Genomic DNA, 22,826 nt, shown 5'->3' with positions numbered 1-22,826 from the left:
CCGTTAAAAAAGCTCAGTCACAGTAAACCTGATCTGTGCTTCAGATGGAAGTGGCTGGCCTAAATTCAGATGGCTTTACGGCCAATTAATTTATCTGTGTCGTATTAGTTTGCTGGTGTAAATATTCTTGACGTTTATATGTAATAAAATAATTGTCATAAATTAACCAAAGTTAATGAATCTGCCATAAAAGCGCTTTATATTCGCTTGTCCTTAATAAAAATAACCAGGGAGTTAAAATGAAAATCAGGGCGCTATCAGCAACCATCGCGATGTTACTCGCTCCGGCGGTCCACGCCGATTTGTTTATTTCTGAATACGTAGAGGGCTCAGGCAATAATAAAGCACTGGAACTTTACAACCCAACTGCACAGGCTATTCCACTTAGCGGCTATGCTATCAAAGTTTATTTTAATGGCAGTACTAATGTAGGTACAACCATTAACCTGACTGGCACAGTGCCAGCTAATGGTACTTTTGTTTATGCCTCAAGCTCCGCCTCTGCTGAGCTAGTGGCGTTGGCTGACCAGACGTCTGGTAACAGCCTGTGGAATGGTGATGATGCCATAACGCTGGAAAACGCCGGCGTTGTTGTTGACTCAATAGGCCAGATTGGTGTTGACCCGGGTTCAGCCTGGGGCAGTGGTGATACTACAACAGCCAATGACACACTACGCCGCACCGGCATTTTATATGACACCAATACGACGGACAGTTTCGACCCGGCTGTGCAATGGGCTGGTTTTGCTCAGGATGATTTCAGTGATATTGGTTTGTTTAATGGTGACGGCAGTGGTCCGGTTGACCCGGATCCAGAGCCGGATCCGGTATTAACCTGTGGTGAGCCAGCAACCGCAATTTCTGCCATTCAGGGCTCTACAGATGTCAGCCCTTTGGTGGGTCAGCAGGTTCAGGTTGAAGCCGTTGTTACACATACGCTAGCGGGCTTACGTGGTTATAATATTCAAGCGGTTGCTGCAGAACAAGATAATGATGCTACGACCTCTGAAGGTGTGTTTGTTTACGTCAACAGCAGCGATTTGGCCGTAACAGCTGGCCAGCGTGTGCGTTTACTGGCAACGGTAGCAGAATTTAACGGCCACACTCAACTGACCAATGTGGCAGCCAGTCTGGACTGTGGTAGCAGTGAATTACCAGCACCAACACCGCTAACTTTACCTGTGGTCAGTTTGGCAGAGCTGGAAGCGGTTGAAGGCATGTTGGTCAGCTTTGAGCAGATGTTAACCGTTAACGATACCTTTACGCTGGGCCGCTTTGGTGAATTAACATTGGCAAGCGGCCGTCGTTATACGCCAACCCAAGTAGTTAGCCCGGGTGCTGAGGCGATAGCACTTGCTGCGGCACATGAGTTGAACAAAATTGTGCTGGACGACGCCAGTACCACACAGAATCCAGCAACAGTGCCTTACCCGGTGGGTGGCCTATCAGCCGCCAACACTGTACGTAGTGGTGATACTGTTATCAACCTTACCGGCACTGTGCATTACGGTTTTAACCAATATCGTATTATGCCAACCCAAACGCCTAATTTTATTCAGGCTAATCCTCGTACTGTTGCGCCAGAACTTGCTGCAGACGGCAATGTTAAAATCGCTAGCTTTAATGTGCTGAATTACTTTAATGGCGATGGCCAGGGTGCAGGTTTCCCTACTGCACGCGGTGCGCACACAGTGGCAGAGTTTGAGCGTCAGCGCGCCAAAATTCTCGCTGCCATGGTTGCGTTGGACGCTAGTGTAATAGGCCTGATGGAAATTGAAAACGACGGTTATGCGCAAAGCTCAGCCATTGCAGATTTGGTGAATGGTCTGCGAGCCGCGTCTGGCAATGATAACTGGCAGTATATTGATGCAGGTGGCCCGGTAGGTACCGATGAAATTGCTGTAGGCTTAATTTATCGCGCCGATCTGGTTGCGCCCGCTGCGCCGCTATTGATTCTGGACTCATCTAATTCTGCAGTAGATGATCAAGGTGTGGCCTTATTTGATGATAGCCGCAACCGGCCAATGCTGGCGCAACAGTTCCGCGTGCTGGATAACGATGCTGAATTTGCCGTAATGGTTAATCATTTAAAATCTAAGGGCTCGGGTTGTGGCTCTGCTGATAGCGACAATGGCGATGGCCAGGGTAATTGTAATATCGCCCGCACCCGCGCGGCACAGGCTATTGGTCAATTTGCCGCTGAGCAATTTGCACAGATACCGGCGCTGGTTATCGGTGATTTAAATGCTTATGCCAAAGAAGATCCGATTACGACGTTGGCACAGGCCGGTTACAGTAACGTGTTTGAAGCCTTGGGCAAAGTGCCAAGCCATGGTTATGTATTCTCAGGTCAATCTGGTTCACTAGACCATGCGTTGCTAAACGATTTTGCACTACGGTATCTAGCTGACGCGGCGAAGTGGAATATTAATGCCGATGAGCCGATAGCGCTGGACTACAATGTCGAGTTTAAATCAGCGCAGCAGCAACTGGATTACTATGCTGCTGATGCGTACCGCTCGTCTGATCATGATCCGGTAATTGTAGCGTTGAACCTGCCAGCAGCAATTCCGCCATTAGATGTTACTTTACAGCTGCAACGTGTTGTCAGTGCCCGTATGGGAATGAGGCTAGTGCAACTGCGTTGGACAGGCGATGCCAGTGGTTTAACATTGTATCGTGATGATGCTGCGGTTAAAGCCTTGAACCCGTCTGGCCGTGTTAATGACCAGTTCCGTAGCGATGTAGCTGCAGTAACGTACAAAATTTGCCAACAGGCAACAGGCAGTTGTTCTGCCGATTTGGTGGTTAACCTGGATTAATCTAAGTCAGAGCAAATAAAAACGCCGGCTAATGAGCCGGCGTTATTTTAAGTAAAATCAATCTTATGCGGCTTTGTCTTTTTTGTCTGTTGCAGTCGCACCTGCACCTTGCTGGGTCAAGCCTTTGTCTGCAGCCAGGTACTCTGGTTCAAAGTCATCTACGTTAATGGCAAACAGACGGCCTGTTTCTGCCACACGCAATTGCTCTGCTTCGGCTTCATTGATTACTTTAAGCGTTAAGCCCAGTTCTGCAACCTCGTTCAGGCGGAAGAAAGGCAAGCGCTTGCCTGCAGCGTGCATGACTTTATCGAAGATGGGCTCTGCCGCCAGGATATCAGTTAACGCCTGCTCCATTAAACCGAGCTGGTTTAATGGCTCGTTTTTCAGGTACAAATGATGGCCCAAGCGTGAGCGTGCTTCGCCAGGCGTTTGCATGATACGGGCAACTTTATGCTCTGTAATGTCTGATGCTTTGCGCAATGTGCGGCCCCATGGAAACACCACGCGCTTTAACACCACGCCTACAACTCGATTTGGGAAATTATCAAACAGTTCATCTAAAGCTAGTTGCGCTTTGGCCAGGTTATCTTCGCAGCACCACTGTACCAGTGGTAAGTCATCTACCTTACGTCCTTCATCGTTGTAACGCTTTAATACGGTTGAGGTCAGATAAAGCATGCTGAGAATGTCACCCAAGCGTGCAGATATGCGCTCGCGACGTTTGAGATCGCCACCCATGGTGCCCATCGCTACATCAGACATTAATGCCAAGGCCGCACTAAAACGATTCATTTGTTTGTAGTACTTTGCTGTTGCATCACCATAAGGCGCACTGCTAAAGGCACCACCGGTTAGTGATAACCAAAAGGTACGGAAGAAATTACTGATAGCAAAACCAATATGGCCAAACAACGCCTTATCGAAAGCGGTAACCGCTGCACCCTGGTCGTCCAGCTGCGCGGCTTGCAGTTCTGCCAGTACATAAGGATGGCAGCGAATTGCACCCTGACCGTAGATAATCATGTTACGGGTGAGAATATTGGCGCCTTCTACCGTAATAGCAACAGGTGCGCCTTGATAACCACGAGCAAGGTAATTGTTCGGGCCCATGCAAATGCCTTTGCCACCATGTACATCCATAGCGTCAGTAATAGCCTGACGCATACGTTCGGTCATGTGGTACTTGGTAATGGCAGAAATAACTGACGGCTTTTCGCCCAGGTCAATCGAGCCTACCGACATGGTAGTGGAGGCATCAGCCATGTAGGCATAGCCACCAATACGCGCCATTGCTTCTTCCACACCTTCCATCTTACCAATTGGCAGTTTGAATTGGCGGCGGATACGAGCGTAAGCTCCCGTCGCCATTGCTACGGCTTTAATACCACCAGTGCTGTTTGACGGCAGCGTAATGGCACGGCCAACCGATAAGCACTCAACCAACATCCGCCAACCTTGTCCGGCCATTTTTGTGCCCCCGATAATATAATCGAGCGGTACAAAGATATTTTCACCTTGAGTGGGGCCATTTTGAAATGGTACGTTAAGTGGGAAGTGGCGCCGACCAATTTTGACACCCGGGGTACTTACGGGGATAAGTGCACAGGTAATGCCCAGCTCTTCGTCATCACCAATAAGATGTTCCGGATCGAACAGTTTAAAGGCTAAACCCAACACGGTAGCAATAGGTGCCAGCGTGATATAACGCTTGTTCCAGGTCAGGCGCATACCAATCACTTCTTTGCCTTCCCACTGGCCTTTACAAATAATACCGGTATCAGGAATTGCACCGGCATCTGAGCCAGCTTCCGGGCTGGTCAGTGCAAAACAAGGCACTTCCAGGCCTTTGGCCAGGCGGGGTAAATAATGTTTTTTCTGTTCGTCAGTGCCATAGTGCTGCAATAATTCACCCGGGCCTAATGAGTTAGGTACGCCGACAACACTGGATAACACCATGCTTTTGCTAGTTAATTTTTGTAGCACACAAGATTGAGCATAAGCAGAGAACTCCAGACCGCCATATTCTTTTTTAATGATCATGGCAAAGAAGCCTTTATCTTTCAGATATTGGTATACCTCTGGCGCCAAATCAGCACGCTCATGGGTGGTGTGCCAGTCATCAACTATCGCCAGTAGCTCTTCTACCGGACCATCAAGAAAGGCCTGCTCTTCTGCGCTTAAACGTGGCGCCGGGAAGTTATGCATTTTGTGCCAATCCGGGTTGCCGCGAAATAAGTCAGCTTCCCACCAGGTTGTACCGGCGTCGATGGCTTCCTTTTCTGTGCTGGACATTTCCGGCATGATTTTGCGGTACACTTTAAGCAATGGCTTTGTCAGATATTGTTGACGCACTGCGGCGATGTTTAACGGCAATGCAAACAGCAAAAATACCAGCCAGCTAGCGGCACCAACCACATCGACCGCAGTAGCAATTGCAAGAATAACCGCTATAACCGCGGTAAACATGGTTAAACTGGCACGGTTGTATGCCAACATACCTATTGCGGTAATAAGTACCGCGCTGAGAACTAATACTTCCATCTTTTGCTCCTGATAAGAGGTCTGACCACTATCTGGGTAGAGTAGAACGCTTTGATTAAAGTTGCAAGCCCTGAACGTCGTTGTTAGACAAAGTGATTGTCAACTTAAGTTGCAACTCGTAGGCTTATACGCTTAAGCATAGCTGTTTGGCTCAATTTCGCCTGTCAGTAGCAGGTTTTAAGTTAAGGATCAGTATGTGTGAGTTGCTTGGTATGTCGGCAAATGTACCTACCGATATTTGTTTTAGTTTTAAAGGTTTAAAGGAGCGGGGTGGCCGCACCGGGCCGCATAAAGACGGCTGGGGCGTGGCATTTTATGAAAACAAAGGTGTGTGCACCTTTAAAGATGCACTGCCAAGTTATCAGTCAGAAATTGCCAGGCTGGTGTCAGACTATCCGATTAAAAGCTGTGCTGTTATTGCCCATGTGCGTCAGGCAAACCGGGGCCGAGTGGCGCTGGAGAACACCCATCCGTTTAGCCGCGAGCTGTGGGGGCGTTACTGGACCTATGCACATAACGGCCAACTTAGCGGTTACCAGCAACTGCCAGTGGCGCGTTTTACTCCGGTAGGGACTACCGACAGCGAACGCGCGTTTTGCTATCTATTAAGTGAATTAGATAAACGCTATCCGCATAAAGCGCCGAGCCGCAAAGCGGCGTTTAAGTTTATTCAACGCCAATGCAAAGCGCTGCAAAAACTCGGTGTATTTAATATGTTGCTGACCGATGGAGAGTACTTGCTGACTTACTGTACCACTAAGTTACACTGGATAACCCGTCGTGCGCCCTTTGGTGTGGCGCGTTTGTCAGATGTGGATGTGGACATTGATTTTACCACTCAAACCACACCCAATGATGTGGTAACCATAATTGCTACTGCGCCACTGACCAACAATGAACAGTGGCACAAAATGCAACCGGGTGAAAGCCAGTTGTTTCGCTATGGAGAGCCGTTAGCCTGAACTTGCGGTGTTAAATCCAGTTTGTGTAACTGTACATCAAACTGCTCGACATTATCTTCACCACGCCATAAGCGCACCAGCATGTAATCTAACTCCGGCGCTACCCAGGCATAAATTTGTTTGTCGCTGTTTGCTTCAACCCTGGCAATACGCAGCGTGTTGATGTTGCCATAAGGCAGGGGCAGTTTTTCTTCGGCCACTACTTTGTAATGGTACAACTTGCTGTTGCCGTTACGGTTCAGTACGTTGTAACTAAATTCTGTCTTGCCGGCTTTTAGGTCCAGCGCCAGTTGTAGCTGATAACTGATTTGATCTTGCCAGTCATCGTGCCATTCAACCGCTTTGGGTTTACGGCTTTTACCCTCAGTCAGTACCTTAGTATCGGGGTTAAGATTTAGCTCATAGTAGCGATTAGGCCCACTGCCGCTGCGGGTAAGTATGTAGCGCAGAGGCTGAATTTGGCCGTTATTAATAGTAAAATCAGATGTTTCGCTGCGTTTATCGGAAAATATCATCCAGCTAATATCACTGCTGTAACCAAGTTGATAACCTTGTTCAGTTAGCTTTAAATAGCGGTTGGCTTCACCATGCTTTTTGCCGGCACGATACACAACATAATCAGCATTAAAACTGCTTAATGGAGGGACGTCAGCACTAGCGGCTGAACAAAAAAGTGTTGCTAATACTATAAAAGGCGCGCAGAAGCGCCAGTTAATCTTCATCATCATTGGCATAACCGTTGGCTGCTAATACATTGCCGTCCAACCATGCCTGATCTGCCTGCTGTTGTAAACGATTTTGGCAAAACCAGCGCACAACCAATGGGTAGGTTCGATGTTCCTGTTCGTGTACGCGTTCGGCCAAGCTTAGTGCGTCATCGTCACTAAATACCGGCACCTTTGCTTGCAGTATCACCGGGCCGCCATCAAGCTGTTCGGTAACAAAATGCACACTGCAACCATGCTCGCTATCGCCGGCCGTTATTGCTCGCTGATGTGTGTCTAACCCTTGGTATTTCGGCAACAACGAAGGATGAATATTCAGCAAACGGCCAGTGAAGTGCTGCACAAAAGCAGGTGTCAAAATACGCATAAAGCCAGCCAACACAACTAAATCGGGCTTATGTTGGTCGATAGCGTCCATAAGCGCCGCGTCATATTTGTCGCGGCTGCTGTAGGTTTTATGGCTCAATACCTGCGTACTGATGCCCGCGTCATTTGCCCGAACCAGGCCATAAGCATTGGCTTTATTTGAAATTACCGCGCTGACTTTGGCTGGAATAAAGCCGCTGCTGCAGGCATCAATAATGGCCTGCAGGTTTGACCCGCTGCCAGAAATCAGTACTACGATAGATTTCATCAGTTGCCTTACTCGTTAATAATAACCAGCTCATCATCTGCCGAGGCAGCTTGGATTTCACCCAGGTGCCACACCGTTTCGCCGGCATCACGCAATATGCTGATAGCTTGTTGCAGTTTGTCTTGCGGTACTACTACCAGCATGCCAACGCCACAGTTAAAGGTGCGGTACATTTCGTGACGGCTAATGTTACCTTGCTGTTGCAGCCAGTTGAAAATTGCTGGCCACTGCCAGCTGGTGCCGTCAATAACGGCTTTGGTATTTTCTGGTAATACACGGGGAATATTTTCCCAAAAACCACCGCCGGTAATATGACACAGTGCATGAACCGGAGTTTGCTTAAACAAGTTAAGCAGGTTTTTCACATATATGCGGGTGGGCTCCAGCAGATGATCGGCCAGTGATTTGCCTTCAAGCAGCGTGTCCGGGCTTTGGCCACTCACTTCCAAAACTTTGCGAACTAACGAAAAACCGTTGGAATGTGGGCCGGAGGATGCCATTGCAATCAGTTGGTCACCCGGTTTTACCTTAGTGCCATCAATAATGTCAGCCTTCTCTACCACTCCCACGCAAAAGCCCGCGATGTCGTAATCTTCACCGTGATACATGCCTGGCATTTCTGCGGTTTCGCCGCCAACCAGTGCACAACCTGACTGATAACAACCTTCAGCAATACCGTTAACTACCGCTGAGGCTGTATCGACATCCAGTTTACCTGTGGCGTAATAATCCAGGAAGAACAGCGGCTCTGCGCCTTGTACCACCAGGTCATTTACACACATTGCCACCAGATCTATTCCTACGCCGTCATGGCGCTTTAAATCCATCGCCAGACGTAGCTTGGTACCTACGCCGTCAGTGCCGGAAACCAGAACCGGTTCCTTATAGCCGGCCGGAATTTGGCATAGAGCACCAAAACCGCCTAAACCACCCATTACCTCAGGGCGTCGCGTGCGTTTAACTGCGCCTTTAATACGTTCTACCAACGCATTTCCAGCGTCAATATCTACACCGGCGTCTTTGTAGCTTAAAGATGTTTTCTGCTCGCTCACGGCAATCCTCGAATGGCTAAAGGTGGAAAGGCTTAAAATTGGCGGCATTTTACCTGCTTAACGCCGCAGACAAAAGCCTTACTGCATAGCATTTGCCATTGCTTGCTTCATGTAGTTGTTCAGGCTAATGCTATTGTCATGACATATTTTATGGTAACAAATTGATGCGAAAGGAAATTCTTTATCATTATACTTTACATAAATAAAGGGGGCGCCACTGTCGCTGGTATTTTGGCGCCATTCTCCGCCAACACTGGCGATGTACAGCTCGCCAATATAGGCAGCAATAATATTACATAAGGTAAATACAACCTCGGAAGCATGCTTTTGCTGCTGTTCGCGTGTATGTAATTCAGCCAGAATTGAATCTATTTGTGTCAGGCTGTTGAGACTGTTATCCAGTGCTACCTGATGTGCTTCATTGACGTATTGCACGGCGTCTTTTGCTGCGGCTCGCATTAAATCCTGTAGTTCTTGTTGTGGTATCACTTGGCTCATAGGGACCTCAGATTTTTTGGTGCGCAGCTAGAATTAACTGGCGTAATTGTTTGCTGCCCGGACCCAAGGTTTCTTCCTTGGGCGTAACTAATGAAATTGCAGCGATGCGCTCGCTGCTCTGGCTTAGGTTAAGTTGTGTAAGGCTGCCTGCGGCAATGGCGTCGGTAACCAGAAAATCTGGTACCCAGCAAAATCCGAGCCCAAGCTGCAGAATTTCAATCGCCTCAGCAAAATTATCTACTGTCCAGCGCTGCTCTGCCCGAAGCCAGCCGGCATTTTCTTGTGGTTTTTGTGCGGTGTCGCGGATCACCAGTTGTAAATGTTGACTTAGTTCGTTTTGATCAATTTGCGTGGTTGAGGCCAGTGAATTCATGCTACCGGTTACCGGAATAAAGCGTGTGACACATAATGGCTCGCCAAGGTAGCCCTTAGGAATAACTGCTGCCGCAGCAATAACCAGATCGGCTTTCTTTTGCTGAATAAGCTCGGTGCTGCCAGTAATAACGCTATCAATTAATTGAATACGGCTGCCACGGCACAGCGGATAAAATGCGGCCAGTGCCTGATTTAAAAACCGTCGAGGGTAGGCAAGTTCAACGGCGACACGTATTTCTGGCTCCCAGCCTTGGGTCATGTTTGACGCCAATAATTCCAAATCTTCAACCTGCTGTGTCAGCAGGCGTGAGCGGCGTAGCATCACTTCACCGTGCTCTGTAAGATAGGCTTTGCGTCCGCGCACCTCAAGTAATTCAACACCAAGCTGGGTTTGTAGTTTAGCTACCGCATGGTTTAGTGATGATTGGCTTTTGCTTAGCATCTCCGCCGCTTGGGCGTAACCACCCGCATCAATTACGGCTTGCAGTATGCGCCATTGTTCCAGAGTTGAGCGTGGGCGATAAGGCATAAATATGATAGCGCTCCGCGATAGCTAATTATTAGCGATGATCACAGCGCGCAGCGGCGCCGGATAACCTTCGATGGTTTTACTATGATCAGTTGCATCAAGAAAATCAATTAAACTTTCATTTTCCATCCAGTCAGTTTGGCGTTGCTCGTCTAAGCCGGTGCAGTTCAAATCTGCCAGCCTTACATTGTTAAAACCTAGTCGCTGCAACCAATGTGTTAACGCCGCTACGCTGGGAATAAACCAGACATTACGCATTTTTGCATAACGCTCACCGGGCACCAATACGGTGTTTTCATCCCCCTCAACCACTAAGGTTTCCAGGATCAGCTCACCGCCTGGACGCAACTGGTTTTTAAGTTGCTGCAAAAAATCTAGTGGAGAGCGGCGGTGGTACAATACGCCCATTGAAAACACCGTATCAAATTGTTTTAGCGCCGGCATGTCATCAATGCCAATTGGAATAAGGTTAACCGCAGGGTCCGGGTTAAAGTGCTTGATGGCCTGAAACTGAGCATAAAACAGCTGTGACGGGTCAATGCCAACAACAAATTCAGCACCTTCACCGCGCATACGCCACAGGTGATAACCACTGCCGCAGCCGACATCCAGCACAGTGCGGTTTGTCAGTGCAGTAATATGTGGCAGGGCGCGTTGCCATTTAAAATCAGAACGCCATTCGGTATCGATATCAATACCGTGAATGTTAAACGGGCCTTTACGCCAGGGCTTTAATTGCTGCAATAAGTACCGAATTTGCTGCGCTTCGCCACTGCTGATATCGTCTGCTGCACCAAACTGCACGGCATTTTTAAGCTGAATAGCCGATGGCGTTGTCGCCGGCAAATTGCTAATGGTCTTTTGCCATTGCTTAAAGTCGCCATGCAGCGCCTCTTTGCTCCAGGTAGCCAGCTGCGCCGGCAAGGTTTGCAACCACTGATGCAGCTTGTTGGTTGCCAGTTGAGCGTAAAATGGGCTGAAATCGAGCATAGCTAACCTTATTAAGTGACGGCGTTAATTAATCGCGGGTTAATTTTATTGCTACCATGGAGCAAAAATTAAAGCACTGAAACCATAACGTTTGGCTGCTAAAGCCGGCTTGCGCCAGGCGTTGTTGATGCTCGCTCAGGGTGTCGGGCTTCATCACGTTTTCCAGCGCACTGCGTTTTTGGCTTATTTCCAGCTCGCTGTAGCCGTTGGCGCGCTTAAAGTCGTGGTGTAACTCAACCAGTAAATCGTTGGTTTGTGCGTCGCTATTGATAAATTTTTCTGACAAAATCAATAAGCCGCCCGGCTTTAAACCCTGATATATACGATTAATCAGGGCATTACGGTCTTCTTTGGGTAAAAACTGCAAGGTAAAGTTAATTACCACGATGGCGGCGTTCTCAATGATTTGCTCCCTGATATCCGCCAGCTTTACCGTAACCGGCACCTCTGAGCGAAACGCCTGCAAGTGCCGCTCGCAGCGCTCGACCATGGCACTGCTGTTATCTACCGCAATGATGCTGCTGTTGGCGGCACTGATATTACGTCGCATCGCCAGCGTAGCCGCACCTAAGGAGCACCCCAGGTCATAGTAGTGGCTGTCAGCTTGCTGATAGCGGGCGGTAAGCTTACCAATGGTGTGAATAATGGTCTGATAACCCGGTACGGAGCGTTGGATCATGTCGGGAAATACGTCGGCGACCTGGTCGTCGAAGCGAAAATCCTGAATTTGAGCCAAGGGCTCGGCAAAGATAGCATCTTTTTGCATAGTATTTTATCGGCTGGTGGCGGCGGGTGTAAGCGCGCACTTGAAACAAAGTAGCACTATTTTACCTTAATTGCCGCGAAACTACAGCAATGTGAATTGCTGCTCACCTGGCCAGGGCGTTAAGCAACTATGCGTGTAGGCTAAATCTTTAGCAAATTGGCGGCACAACTGCGGTGCCCATTGATTATCCGGGGTATGGAAAAAGCAAAACGGGCTTTTACCCTCATCCAGCCATTGCTGCACTTTTTTTAACCAGGGTTGATAAAACTGTCGGTTTAGCGCCATATCATCGGTGCCAATAAAGCGTAGCACCGGGGTTGAAGTAAAACTTATCGCATGTACCGGCACACGAGGCTTTTTGGCCTGAGCATCTACTAATTGCGACGTAGTGGCAGCTACTGAAAATAATGCTCTGCTGTCAATTACTACGCGTTCGGCAGCACAGTGCTGCAGCATTTTGTGCAGAGTAATTTCGTGTTGCCCTTTATCAAAAAAGGCTGGGTGACGAACTTCTAATACGCAGCGATACTGCTGGCTTATCTGTGCAACCATGGTGCTGATTTTTGCCATATCAGCCGGGCCGGTGCGAGCTGGTAATTGTAAATGTACCAGGGCTAACTTGGTGCCAAGCAATGCAATATGGTTAAGCCAGTCTTGTAACTGCTGGAAGCTGTCCACTGCGCCAAGGTGGCTGATTCGCTGCGGTACTTTTAATACAAAGCGAAAATTATCAGCAGTCTGTCGCTGCCAGCGCAGCAAAGTTTCTGCAGTGGGGTCGGCATAAAAAGTAGTATTACCTTCAGCACTGTTGAAATATTGGCTATATACTGTAAGCAGGTCAGATGCTTTAGTATCAATAGCATACAGAGAATTTTTCCATTGGGGATTTGCCCACACCGGGCATCCTAGATAGAGCATTGCTGATCTTGACCTTCTTAAGGTGACCGCGTACAACTAACACATAGCGCACAGGAAGCATAACATAATGGTTGTCAAAACAATCTGTTCGTTGTTGTTTGTAGCAAGTCTAATCTTTAGCGGCTGGTCGCGGGCGGAACTGCCGCAACAGCTAAATATTGCCCTGAGCAAAGACTCGTATCCTTACATGTTTGTAAATGAACATGGCGAAATAGACGGTTTGGCTGTTGAATATTGGCGCGAGGTAGCAAGACGCTCAGGTGTTAACATTGATTTTATCGTAGCCGACTGGCCAGATACCATAAAATTGTTACAAGACGGTAAGGTGCACCTTCATGGCGCGATGGCAAGAACGGTTCAACGTAGTTCCCGCTTTAACCTGATAGATTTAAACGTTGATGCATTTAGCAATGTTTATGTTCGGCGCGATTTATCCGGTGTTAGCTCAATCACTGATCTGCAACCTTTTGTGGTTGGTGTAGTCCAGGACACTGGTCACTTAGATGCTTTGAAGCAACATTTACCAGATGGGAATTTTAAGTATTTTGCTAACGTCACTGAATTGTATGCCGCTGCGCTTGCCGGGCAGGTTGCGGCGTTTGCCGGTCTAGACAGACTGCCGACGCAGCACCCTAGATACCAAGAGCTGAACCAAATATTTCCGCTATATAGCCGTATTGCACTGCGACGGATTGAGTTGGCGTATGCCTTATTACCAGAGCATGCGCAACTGGCAGAGCAACTGCAGTTGGCCGTTGCCAAATTGGACCGAAGCTTTGTTAATGAACTAGAGCGACGCTGGCTTGGCTACGCCGCAGATAGTGGCACCTTACTGCTTGGGTTATCAGTAGATAACCCACCGTACATGAACGTGTCATTACAGGGTGAAGCTCAAGGCTTATTTGTCGACTTATGGCGGCATTGGTCAGATATTACCGGGCAAAAAATCGCTTTTGTGCCCGACACTTCGTTTAATAATCTGCAGAATCTGGCGAAAGGCCGTATCGATGCGGTGATTGGCTTACCAGACAACAATATGTTGCCTGAGAGTATTATTTCAGCCTATCAGATATATGGTTTTAAATCAGAATACTTCACGCTGCAACAAAGTACATTTGGTCCGCTGACTGCCTTGTCACAAAGCAAAGTGGGGGTGTTTGAGAATGCACCTTATCTGCCTGAACTACGCCAACGCTACCCCAATACTGAATTTATCCGGTTTCGCCAGTTATCAGAAATGCTTAACGCGGTTATCAATAAAAAGTTGAGTGGCTTTTTTGCCGCAGCAGCAGTAGTACCGTTTCGCTTACAACAGCTTAATATGACCGATCTGTTTCAACCCCAGCAAGATACCCAGGTGGTTGCGCCAATATACAGCCTGGTACGATCTGACCGCCCGGAGCTTGCAGAGCAGATAAGCAAAGGCTTTACCAGTTTCTCATTAGACAAATTTATTCAGCTGGAAAGTAAGTGGGTCAGTAATACCAGCCTGCATTATTTTATGCAGTTTCGTAAGCACGCGCCGCTGACAACCGACGAGCGTACTTGGTTGACGCAACATCAACAACTGCGGTTAGGGATCCTAAATAATTGGCCACCGATGGAGTTCATTGACGATGGCGGCAATGCAGCGGGGGTTACGGTTGACATGTTCAAATTGCTCAGTGACCGCCTGGACATGAGCATTGAGTTAGTACTTTACACGAGTTTTGAGCATATGCTCAGTGATTTACAGCAGCAAAACATTGATATTATTGCCAATATATCTGAGCAAGAGGATCGTCGCGATTTTGCAGTCTTTACTAACGAATTCTGGTCTACACAATGGGCAGCGATAAGCCCTGGAGCTGAAGAGACCATAACTAGTACCCGCCAGCTCAATAATAAAAAAGTGGCGGTTTACCAGGACTATCAGTTAGCGAAGCATTTAAATAGCACCTATCCAGACATTAAGGTGGTCCCGGTGGCAACCTTGCAGCAAGGGTTGATAATGCTGCAAAAAAATGAAGTTGATTATGTGCTGGACTCGATTGAAGCCGCTACTGAAATGCTCAAGCAGCAAGGCCACATATATATGCGTATCCAAATCCTTGATGACTTACCATCGTTTGCTTCACTTATAGCGGTGCGTAAAGACTATGCGCCTTTGGCAGATATTCTGAACAAAGGGTTGCGCAGCATCAGTAAAGAGGATCGGCAAGAGCTGTATCAGAAGTGGTTTAGTTTTCAGATCACGCAGGGCATTAACAAAGAGCAACTTAACCGTTTGATGTGGCAGATTGGTGGTGCAGCATTGATGCTGCTAGCTTTTTTTGTGCTGTGGAATTTGTCACTGCGCCGTGAAGTGAGGCTTAGACGCCAGGCTGAACAAAAAATGCGCTTTATGGCAACACATGACGATTTGACCCGATTACCTAATCGTAGCCTGATAAGAGAGCGAATTGAGCAGGCATTGTTACAGCATGCACGGCACAACGAGTTACTGGCCATTTTGTTTATTGATTTAGATGGTTTTAAAGACGTTAACGATGCCCATGGCCACGACGCTGGTGATGAGTTGTTACTTAAAGTCGCTGCAATATTAAAAGACAAAGTGCGTAAAAGTGATACCGTTGCCCGGTTTGGTGGTGATGAGTTCGTAATTTTACTCACTGGGCTGTTAAGCCGCGACGACGCCGCCATTGTAGCTGAAAAAATTTTGCATCAACTGGCGCAGCCGTTAACGCTGTCGATGGGAGATGTGCAAGTAGGCGCCAGCATTGGTATTGCTATTTATCCCGATGACGGTACCGACAGCGCTAAACTGCTGAAAGTGGCAGATAGCCTGATGTATCGGATTAAACAGCAGGGTAAAAACCAATACTGTTTTTCCAGAGCGGTGTTTTCGTAAGCGGGCAGTGACATTAGGCGTCATTTCTATATAATTAGCCGTCATTTTAGTGCCGCTGATTAGCAAGGTAGAAGGAAGGTTTAATGCGTAGCCATTATTGTGGTTTATTAACCGCACAACATGTTGGGCAACAAGTGTCTTTATGCGGCTGGGTTAATCGTCGCCGTGATCTGGGTGGGTTAATTTTTTTAGACTTGCGTGACCGTGAAGGTATGGTGCAGGTAGTATGCGACCCGGATTTAAAAGACCTGTTTGATGTTGCCTATACACTGCGCAATGAATTCTGTATTCAGATAAAAGGCCAGGTGCGGGCACGGCCGGATTCGCAAATCAATAAAGATATGGCGACCGGTGCAGTAGAAGTGTACGCCAGCGAACTGATTATCCTCAATAAAGCGGCACCGCTGCCGCTGGACTCAAACCAGAACAACAGCGAAGAGCAACGCTTAAAATACCGCTACCTTGATTTACGCCGGCCAATGATGACCGAACGGTTGAAGTTTCGTGCCAAAGTGACCAGCTTTGTGCGTAATTTCATGGATAGCAACGGCTTTATGGACATAGAAACGCCTATCTTAACCAAAGCTACACCAGAGGGTGCCCGCGATTATTTAGTACCAAGCCGCACGCACAAAGGCGAGTTTTTTGCCCTGCCGCAGTCACCACAGCTGTTTAAACAATTGCTGATGATGTCGGGTCTGGACCGCTACTACCAAATTGTTAAATGCTTCCGTGATGAAGACTTACGTGCTGACAGGCAGCCGGAATTTACCCAAATAGATATTGAAACCTCCTTTATGAGTGCTGAGCAGGTCATGCAGGTGACCGAGCAGATGGTGGTAGAGATGTTTAACCAGTTGCTGGATGTTGATTTAGGCACCATGCCACGCATGCAGTATTGGGAAGCGATGCGCCTGTACGGCTCCGACAAACCGGATTTACGCAACCCGATGCAGTTTGTTGATGTTGCCGACTTGCTAAAAGACGTTGAGTTTAAAGTGTTCTCCGGCCCGGCCAATGATGCCAAAGGCCGCGTTGTGGCATTAAAAGTGCCAGGCGCTGCGGAAAAAGTATCGCGCAAAGATATCGATAACTACACCAGCTTTGTCGGCATTTACGGTGCCAAAGGCCTGGCGTGGATGAAGGTGAATGATGTTGCCGCAGGCTTTGAGGGCGTGCAATCGCCGGTAGCGAAGTTTTTAACACCTGAGATTATTGCCACTATTGTTGCGCGCACCGCCGCACAAAACGGCGATTTAATATTCTTCGGTGCTGACAGCTATAAAGTAGTGTGCGAAGCGATGGGCGCACTGCGCTTAAAACTGGGTGAAGACTTAGCCATTACCCAGCCAGGTTGGAAACCGCTGTGGGTAGTAGACTTCCCGATGTTTGAGGAAAACGACGACGGCAGTTTCTCGGCCGTGCATCACCCCTTTACCTCACCGCTGGATACCGCCGCTTTTTTAAATACCGCCAATAGCGAGCTGGAACTGGGCAAACTACTGTCTAATGCCTACGATATGGTATTAAACGGTACTGAGTTAGGTGGCGGGTCGGTACGTATTCACAGCGCAGATGTACAGGCTAAGGTATTTACTTTGCTGGGTATTAGCGATGAAGAAGCTGCTGAAAAGTTTGGCTTCTTACTTGAAGCGTTAAAGTACGGCACACCACCGCATGCCGGTTTAGCCTTTGGCCTGGACCGTCTGGTAATGCTGATGACCGGCGCTACCTCTATCCGTGATGTTATGGCGTTCCCTAAAACGGCTACTGCCGCGTGCCCGTTAACCGACGCCCCGGGTGCAGCTAACCCGGCACAGCTTGCCGAGCTTGGCATTGCCGTTGTACCTAAAGCACAATAAGTTTTAATTTTACCTGCAATACTGTGGCAGCAATGTAGCTGCCACAACTAAGGAGTAACTGATGGCCGGCCATAGTAAATGGGCGAACATGAAACATCGCAAAGCCCGTCAGGATGCGAAAAAAAATAAAATTTTTACTAAAATTATCCGCGAACTAACCGTAGCTGCCCGTTTGAATGCTGATGTTAGCGTCAATCCACGTTTGCGTCTGGCGGTAGATAAAGCCTTATCAGAAAACATGACCCGCGACACTATTGACCGTGCTATTAAACGCGGCGCTGGCGCCAGCGAAGGCGAAAACTACGAAGAGTTAGTTTATGAAGGCTATGGCCCAAATGGCGTAGCGGTTATTGTTGAAACCATGACTGACAACCATAAACGCACCGTAGCAGATGTGCGGCATGCCTTTACCAAGGCTGGTGGCAGTTTGGGCACTTCTGGCTCAGTATCCTATTTATTTACCCGCCGCGGCGTATTGCTTTTTGCCCCTGGTGTTAATGAGGATGCGTTGATGGAAGCGGCACTGGATGCCGGTGCTGATGACGTTGTGGCACATGATGATAGAAGCTTTGAGGTGTTTACCGCGCCAGAGCAGTTTAACGATGTTAAAGATGCACTGTTGGCAACCGGTTTTGCGCCTGATAGCAGCGAGGTTACCTTAATTCCATCTACCCGCGCCGACGTTGATGCTGACCATGTTAGTGCCTTTTTTAAAATGCTCGATCAGTTAGAAGACTCAGATGACGTACAAAACGTGTATCACAATGCTGAGATCAGTGAAGAGCTGATGGCAGAGCACGGCTAAGCGCGCAGCTAAAGTGAATATTATTCTGGGTATTGACCCCGGCAGCCGCTTAACCGGTTATGGTGTGGTGCGTCAGGTCGGTATGAAGTTTGAATACGTAGCCAGCGGTTGTATTCGCCTGAATACTACCGATCTGCTGCCCGAGCGCTTGCTGGACATATTTAACGGTGTCAGCGAAATAATCACCCAGACTAAGCCCACCATCTTTGCCATTGAACAAGTTTTTATGGCGCGCAATGCCGACTCGGCGCTAAAGCTGGGACAAGCACGCGGCGCCGCCATTGTTGCCGCCAAACATGCCGGGCTTGAGGTATTTGAGTACTCAGCACGCCAGGTTAAGCAGTCGGTAGTAGGCACCGGCGCAGCCGACAAAGCGCAGGTACAACATATGGTACGCACCTTATTAAAGTTACCGGCCAACCCGCAGGCAGATGCCGCCGATGCGCTTGCAGTGGCGCTGTGTCATGGGCATACTCAACAAAGTTTAATCAGTCTGGCCGGCCAGGCGCGCAAAACGGTTCGTGGCCGCCTGCGTTAGGCTGATTTATCACCTTACTTTATAAGCAGACCCTATGATTGGACGTTTACGCGGTATTTTGCTGGAAAAGCAGGCGCCGGATTTATTAATAGAAGTGGCCGGTATCGGCTACGAAGTGCAGTTACCGCTCACCAGCTTTTATCAGTTGCCAGCGGTAGGTATTGAAGCCACTATTTATACCCATTTTGTTGTGCGTGAAGATGCCCAGTTGTTATATGGCTTTGTTAATCAAGCCGAGCGCGCGCTGTTTCGCCAACTGATTAAAGCCAATGGTGTGGGGCCAAAGCTGGCGTTGACCATTTTATCCGGCATGACAGCGCAGCAATTTGTGCGCTGCGTGCAGTTAGATGATGTGAGTTCCTTAGTTAAGCTACCGGGTGTGGGTAAAAAAACCGCTGAGCGCTTAGTGGTGGAAATGCGTGACCGGTTAAAAGATTGGGGCATAGCACCGAATACCCCGATAACCGATGGCCTGATACTGCAGGACGACGAAGCCATTTTCAGCCTGCAGCAAAGCGCCGAACAAGATGCCGCCAGTGCGCTGGTGTCATTGGGTTACAGCCAGCTACAGGCCGATAAGGCCGTGCAAAAGGTAAAACAAAGCGGAATGAGCAGCGAGCAACTGATTAAAGCCGCGCTGCGGAGCATGATGTAAACCATGATAGAAGCCGATCGTTTAATTCAAACCAGTGCTACCCGCGAAGACGAAGTAATTGACCGCGCGATAAGGCCAAAAACCCTGGCCGATTACACCGGGCAAGAGCATGTCTGTCAGCAAATGGCTATTTTTATAGAGGCGGCGCGCGGCCGGGGTGATCCATTGGATCACCTGTTGATATTTGGCCCGCCGGGTTTGGGGAAAACCACGTTAGCAATGATTGTCGCCAACGAAATGGGCGTTAATATTAAAACTACCTCTGGTCCGGTGTTGGAAAAAGCCGGTGACTTAGCTGCGTTGCTTACCAACCTTGAACCAAACGATGTATTGTTTATTGATGAAATTCACCGCCTAAGCCCGGTGGTAGAAGAAATTCTTTATCCGGCAATGGAAGATTATCAGCTGGACATTATGATAGGCGAGGGCCCGGCGGCGCGTTCAATTAAGTTGGACTTACCGCCGTTTACTCTGGTGGGGGCGACTACACGTGCCGGCGCCTTAACCTCACCGCTACGCGACCGCTTTGGTATAGTGCAACGGTTAGAATTTTATAAAGTCAGTGAACTTACCCAAATCATTCTGCGCTCGGCACACTTTTTAAATTTAGTGCTGGACGAGGCCGGTGCGGCTGAGATTGCCCGGCGCTCACGCGGTACGCCGCGTATTGCCAACCGTTTACTGCGCCGTGTGCGCGATTATGCCCAAGTTAAGGCCAATGGTGAGGTAACGGTAGATATTGCCTCGCAGGCGCTGCTGATGGTTGATGTTGATGCCGAGGGCTTCGATTATATGGACCGCAAACTTATTTTAGCCATTATTGAAAAGTTTATGGGCGGACCGGTCGGCCTGGATAATTTAGCCGCAGCCATTGGCGAAGAAAAAGATACTATTGAAGATGTGATCGAACCATTTTTAATTCAGCAGGGCTTTATTCAACGCACACCGCGTGGCCGTATCGCTTCACCACGTGCTTACCAGCACTTTGGCTTTGACTTACCAAAATCAGATTAACAAATTAAAATTATACGCTAACCATTTTAATCTGCGGCTAGGCGGCAAATGAGCGACCTGGTACGCCAGCCCGGCCCCATGAGCATAGTTGTCTTTGTGAATGGTGGTGAGGGAACGTAGCCAACACCGCCGCAACTTCAACCAGGACGCGGATGCAAAAAAAAGCCCGCTCAAGGAGCGGGCACAAGTTGAAGGAGTGCTTCAAAAAATCCAGGGAACATGTTGAAACAGTAACAAAATTTGGCAACGACACAAACTCTGCTACCCAGTGATCTTTACCAAGATGCGACAACTTCTTACCACATCTTTGCGCTAGTTCAGAACACAGGTAGCATGATAGATGTTTGGAGTAATTACTTCAAACTAGAAAAACTACAACCTTCGGATAAAAAAATCTAATACTTTTTTTACTGTTGTCAAAGTGAGTCTACGCGGCGTAGGCAGCTCTTTCTTTCTGTGCTCTGCATTCATGCACGGTTAATATTGATTGTGCAAGATAGCTGTCATTACTTTTTGTTTATACTGTTAAAAAATGTATTGCGATGGACCAGCATTAATTGCCAAAAACTTAGCATTTATGCGGAACCTACGGCTTATTTTTTAGTCAACAGAAAGCAATAGAAATTACAAGTAGCTAATGAAGAAAAATATAGTTACTGTTCTGCTTGCCAGGCAATTGTGTTAATAGGCCGGCTTATTTATCATATGCGCAATTAAAGCGAATGCTCATGTCAGATACTTTCTTTACATTCCCCGTGCGCGTGTACTACGAAGATACCGACGCTGGAGGAATAGTGTACTATGCGAATTATTTAAAATTTTTTGAACGAGCGCGCACCGAATGGTTGCGCGCCTTGGGTATTGAGCAGGATTTATTATTGTCAAAAAATGTGGCATTTGTTGTTATTCAGGTTTTAATGGACAACAAAAAGCCAGCAAAATTTAATGAATTATTGACGGTTTATAGTCAAATCAGTACCTTAAAGAAAGCTAGTATGGTTTTTGTACAGAAAATTCATAATAACGCCGGTGAGTTAGTGTGTTCGGCAGAAGTTAAAGTGGCAGCAGTGTCGTTTTCAGGTTTGAAGGCCAGAGCGATTCCAGCCGAAGTATTAGAGGTGTTAGCACGTGGCAGGTGAGATTTCAATTTTAGGGCTGTTAATTGAAGCCAGCTTTGTAGTGCAGTTGGTGATGTTGATTTTATTGGCTATGTCAGTGATGTCATGGTCAATGATCTTTAGCCGCCGCAAAGCATTGAGCGAAGCGGTAGTCGACGCGAAGAAATTTGAAGATAAGTTCTGGTCTGGCATCGACTTATCTAAACTGTATCAGGAAGTAAGTGCGCGCAGCAGCAACAATGGTTTAGAAGCCTTATTTAAAGCCGGCTTTAAAGAATTTGCTCGCTTGCATAAAAGTAATAGTCGCCAAAGTGCAGCGGTAATGGAAGGCACTCAACGCGCAATGCGTGTTGGCTTATCGCGAGAAGTGGAACGTTTGGAAATGCACCTGCCGTTTTTAGCTACGGTTGGCTCGATAAGCCCGTACATTGGTTTATTCGGCACGGTATGGGGCATTATGAACTCATTTATCGCGCTGGGTGCAGTAGAGCAAGCTACGCTAGCGATGGTTGCACCGGGTATTGCAGAAGCCCTTATTGCTACCGCGATCGGTTTGTTTGCGGCGATCCCTGCTGTTATTGCGTACAACAAGTTCTCACATCAGGTTGAAATGCTGGAAAGCAGTTATGCCAATTTTGTAGAAGAGTTTGCAAATATTTTGCATCGCCAGGCCGTATCTAATACTGGAGATGCCGCCTGATGTACGTACGGAAAAAACGGCGATTAAAGGCAGAGATTAACGTCGTGCCTTATATCGACGTTATGTTGGTACTGCTGGTTATTTTTATGGTAACAACGCCACTAATTACCCAGGGGGTAAAAGTAGAGTTGCCAAAATCGGCAGCTGAACCAATAAAGCAGATGCAAGACGGTAAAACACCGCTTGTGGCTACGGTTGACCAAGACGGTTTGTATTATTTTGAAAAAGACGGCAAGCAACAAGGGCCCTTTACCGCAATGGAACTAACGGTTGAGGTGGCAAGCTGGCTGACTATAGAACCTGGAACCCAGGTAATTGTTAAAGGTGATCGTAAGGTGAGCTACGATGCCGTTATCCGGTTGATTAACGTTTTAAAAGCGGCCGGTGCGCCTGCCGTCGGGCTGATGACAGATAACGTGGATTCAAATTGAG

20 protein-coding genes are annotated in these 22,826 nt (G+C 48.0%); 11 read left to right on the top strand and 9 right to left on the bottom strand.

Annotation, left to right across the window (positions count from 1 at the left end; genetic code table 11):
• The first annotated feature begins 239 nt into the window (after positions 1-239).
• The gene (locus I4W93_RS14160; protein WP_205313582.1) at positions 240-2,822 is read left to right on the top strand and encodes an ExeM/NucH family extracellular endonuclease; all 2,583 of its coding nucleotides are present in this window, start codon (positions 240-242) and stop codon (positions 2,820-2,822) included.
• A gap of 63 nt (positions 2,823-2,885) precedes the next feature.
• Here the strand turns inward: I4W93_RS14160 and fadE are convergent, their stop codons facing one another.
• A complete protein-coding gene (gene fadE, locus I4W93_RS14155; protein WP_205313581.1) occupies positions 2,886-5,363 on the bottom strand; it encodes an acyl-CoA dehydrogenase FadE in 2,478 nt (825 codons plus the stop codon).
• A 194-nt stretch (positions 5,364-5,557) separates the two neighbouring features.
• On the opposite strand from fadE, the gene I4W93_RS14150 reads away from it, so the two are divergent.
• Positions 5,558-6,325, top strand: coding sequence for a class II glutamine amidotransferase (locus I4W93_RS14150; RefSeq protein ID WP_205313580.1), 768 nt, complete (start codon positions 5,558-5,560; stop codon positions 6,323-6,325).
• Here I4W93_RS14150 and I4W93_RS14145 read toward each other — a convergent pair.
• The 8 genes from I4W93_RS14145 to I4W93_RS14110 all read right to left on the bottom strand — a co-directional run bounded on the left by I4W93_RS14145 (position 6,304) and on the right by I4W93_RS14110 (position 12,812).
• Positions 6,304-7,053, bottom strand: coding sequence for a DUF3108 domain-containing protein (locus I4W93_RS14145; protein WP_224673461.1), 750 nt, complete (start codon positions 7,051-7,053; stop codon positions 6,304-6,306). The two genes, I4W93_RS14150 and I4W93_RS14145, sit on opposite strands and share 22 nt — an antisense overlap.
• Entirely contained in the window at positions 7,037-7,684 is a 648-nt protein-coding gene (purN, locus tag I4W93_RS14140) for a phosphoribosylglycinamide formyltransferase (protein WP_205313579.1), read from the bottom strand. Before purN ends, I4W93_RS14145 begins: the two co-directional genes overlap by 17 nt.
• 8 nt (positions 7,685-7,692) lie before the next feature.
• Complete coding sequence (purM, locus tag I4W93_RS14135) at positions 7,693-8,736, bottom strand: phosphoribosylformylglycinamidine cyclo-ligase (RefSeq protein WP_224673460.1); 1,044 nt, start codon at positions 8,734-8,736, stop codon at positions 7,693-7,695.
• A gap of 78 nt (positions 8,737-8,814) precedes the next feature.
• Positions 8,815-9,234: a hypothetical protein gene (locus I4W93_RS14130; protein WP_224673459.1), complete on the bottom strand. Its 420-nt coding sequence runs from the start codon at positions 9,232-9,234 to the stop codon at positions 8,815-8,817.
• Between the two features lie 7 nt (positions 9,235-9,241).
• Positions 9,242-10,138 carry a LysR family transcriptional regulator gene (locus I4W93_RS14125; RefSeq protein WP_205313577.1) on the bottom strand — a complete coding sequence of 299 codons (897 nt, stop codon included), beginning with the start codon at positions 10,136-10,138 and terminating at the stop codon, positions 9,242-9,244.
• A gap of 24 nt (positions 10,139-10,162) precedes the next feature.
• Positions 10,163-11,128: a tRNA 5-methoxyuridine(34)/uridine 5-oxyacetic acid(34) synthase CmoB gene (gene cmoB, locus I4W93_RS14120; protein WP_205313576.1), complete on the bottom strand. Its 966-nt coding sequence runs from the start codon at positions 11,126-11,128 to the stop codon at positions 10,163-10,165.
• Between the two features lie 28 nt (positions 11,129-11,156).
• Positions 11,157-11,894: a carboxy-S-adenosyl-L-methionine synthase CmoA gene (cmoA, locus tag I4W93_RS14115; RefSeq protein WP_205313575.1), complete on the bottom strand. Its 738-nt coding sequence runs from the start codon at positions 11,892-11,894 to the stop codon at positions 11,157-11,159.
• 81 nt (positions 11,895-11,975) lie between these two features.
• Positions 11,976-12,812 (bottom strand): DUF72 domain-containing protein, encoded by an 837-nt coding sequence (locus tag I4W93_RS14110; RefSeq protein WP_205313574.1) that lies wholly within the window; start codon positions 12,810-12,812, stop codon positions 11,976-11,978.
• Between the two features lie 67 nt (positions 12,813-12,879).
• On the opposite strand from I4W93_RS14110, the gene I4W93_RS14105 reads away from it, so the two are divergent.
• From I4W93_RS14105 to tolR, 9 genes are all read left to right on the top strand, one after another.
• A complete protein-coding gene (locus tag I4W93_RS14105) occupies positions 12,880-15,702 on the top strand; it encodes a transporter substrate-binding domain-containing protein (RefSeq protein ID WP_205313573.1) in 2,823 nt (940 codons plus the stop codon).
• Between the two features lie 83 nt (positions 15,703-15,785).
• Entirely contained in the window at positions 15,786-17,564 is a 1,779-nt protein-coding gene (gene aspS, locus I4W93_RS14100; protein ID WP_205313572.1) for an aspartate--tRNA ligase, read from the top strand.
• 61 nt (positions 17,565-17,625) lie between these two features.
• Complete coding sequence (locus I4W93_RS14095) at positions 17,626-18,369, top strand: YebC/PmpR family DNA-binding transcriptional regulator (protein WP_205313571.1); 744 nt, start codon at positions 17,626-17,628, stop codon at positions 18,367-18,369.
• Between the two features lie 13 nt (positions 18,370-18,382).
• Positions 18,383-18,907 (top strand): crossover junction endodeoxyribonuclease RuvC, encoded by a 525-nt coding sequence (gene ruvC / locus I4W93_RS14090; protein ID WP_205313570.1) that lies wholly within the window; start codon positions 18,383-18,385, stop codon positions 18,905-18,907.
• Between the two features lie 34 nt (positions 18,908-18,941).
• On the top strand, positions 18,942-19,562 hold the full coding sequence (gene ruvA / locus I4W93_RS14085) for a Holliday junction branch migration protein RuvA (protein WP_205313569.1): 621 nt from the start codon (positions 18,942-18,944) through the stop codon (positions 19,560-19,562).
• A gap of 3 nt (positions 19,563-19,565) precedes the next feature.
• The gene (ruvB, locus tag I4W93_RS14080; protein WP_205313568.1) at positions 19,566-20,576 is read left to right on the top strand and encodes a Holliday junction branch migration DNA helicase RuvB; all 1,011 of its coding nucleotides are present in this window, start codon (positions 19,566-19,568) and stop codon (positions 20,574-20,576) included.
• A 722-nt stretch (positions 20,577-21,298) separates the two neighbouring features.
• A complete protein-coding gene (ybgC, locus tag I4W93_RS14075; protein WP_205313567.1) occupies positions 21,299-21,715 on the top strand; it encodes a tol-pal system-associated acyl-CoA thioesterase in 417 nt (138 codons plus the stop codon).
• Positions 21,705-22,394, top strand: coding sequence for a protein TolQ (gene tolQ / locus I4W93_RS14070; RefSeq protein ID WP_205313566.1), 690 nt, complete (start codon positions 21,705-21,707; stop codon positions 22,392-22,394). Before ybgC ends, tolQ begins: the two co-directional genes overlap by 11 nt.
• On the top strand, positions 22,394-22,825 hold the full coding sequence (tolR, locus tag I4W93_RS14065; RefSeq protein WP_205313565.1) for a protein TolR: 432 nt from the start codon (positions 22,394-22,396) through the stop codon (positions 22,823-22,825). The genes tolQ and tolR overlap by 1 nt, the downstream gene beginning before the upstream one ends.
• Position 22,826: the final 1 nt, after the last annotated feature.

The sequence above is a fragment of the Rheinheimera maricola genome (genome assembly GCF_016918075.2).
In the GTDB taxonomy this organism is placed as follows: Bacteria; Pseudomonadota; Gammaproteobacteria; order Enterobacterales; family Alteromonadaceae; genus Alishewanella; species Alishewanella maricola_A.
Note: the sequence above shows the minus strand (reverse complement) of the source record. Positions and strands in the feature narration are given on the sequence as shown.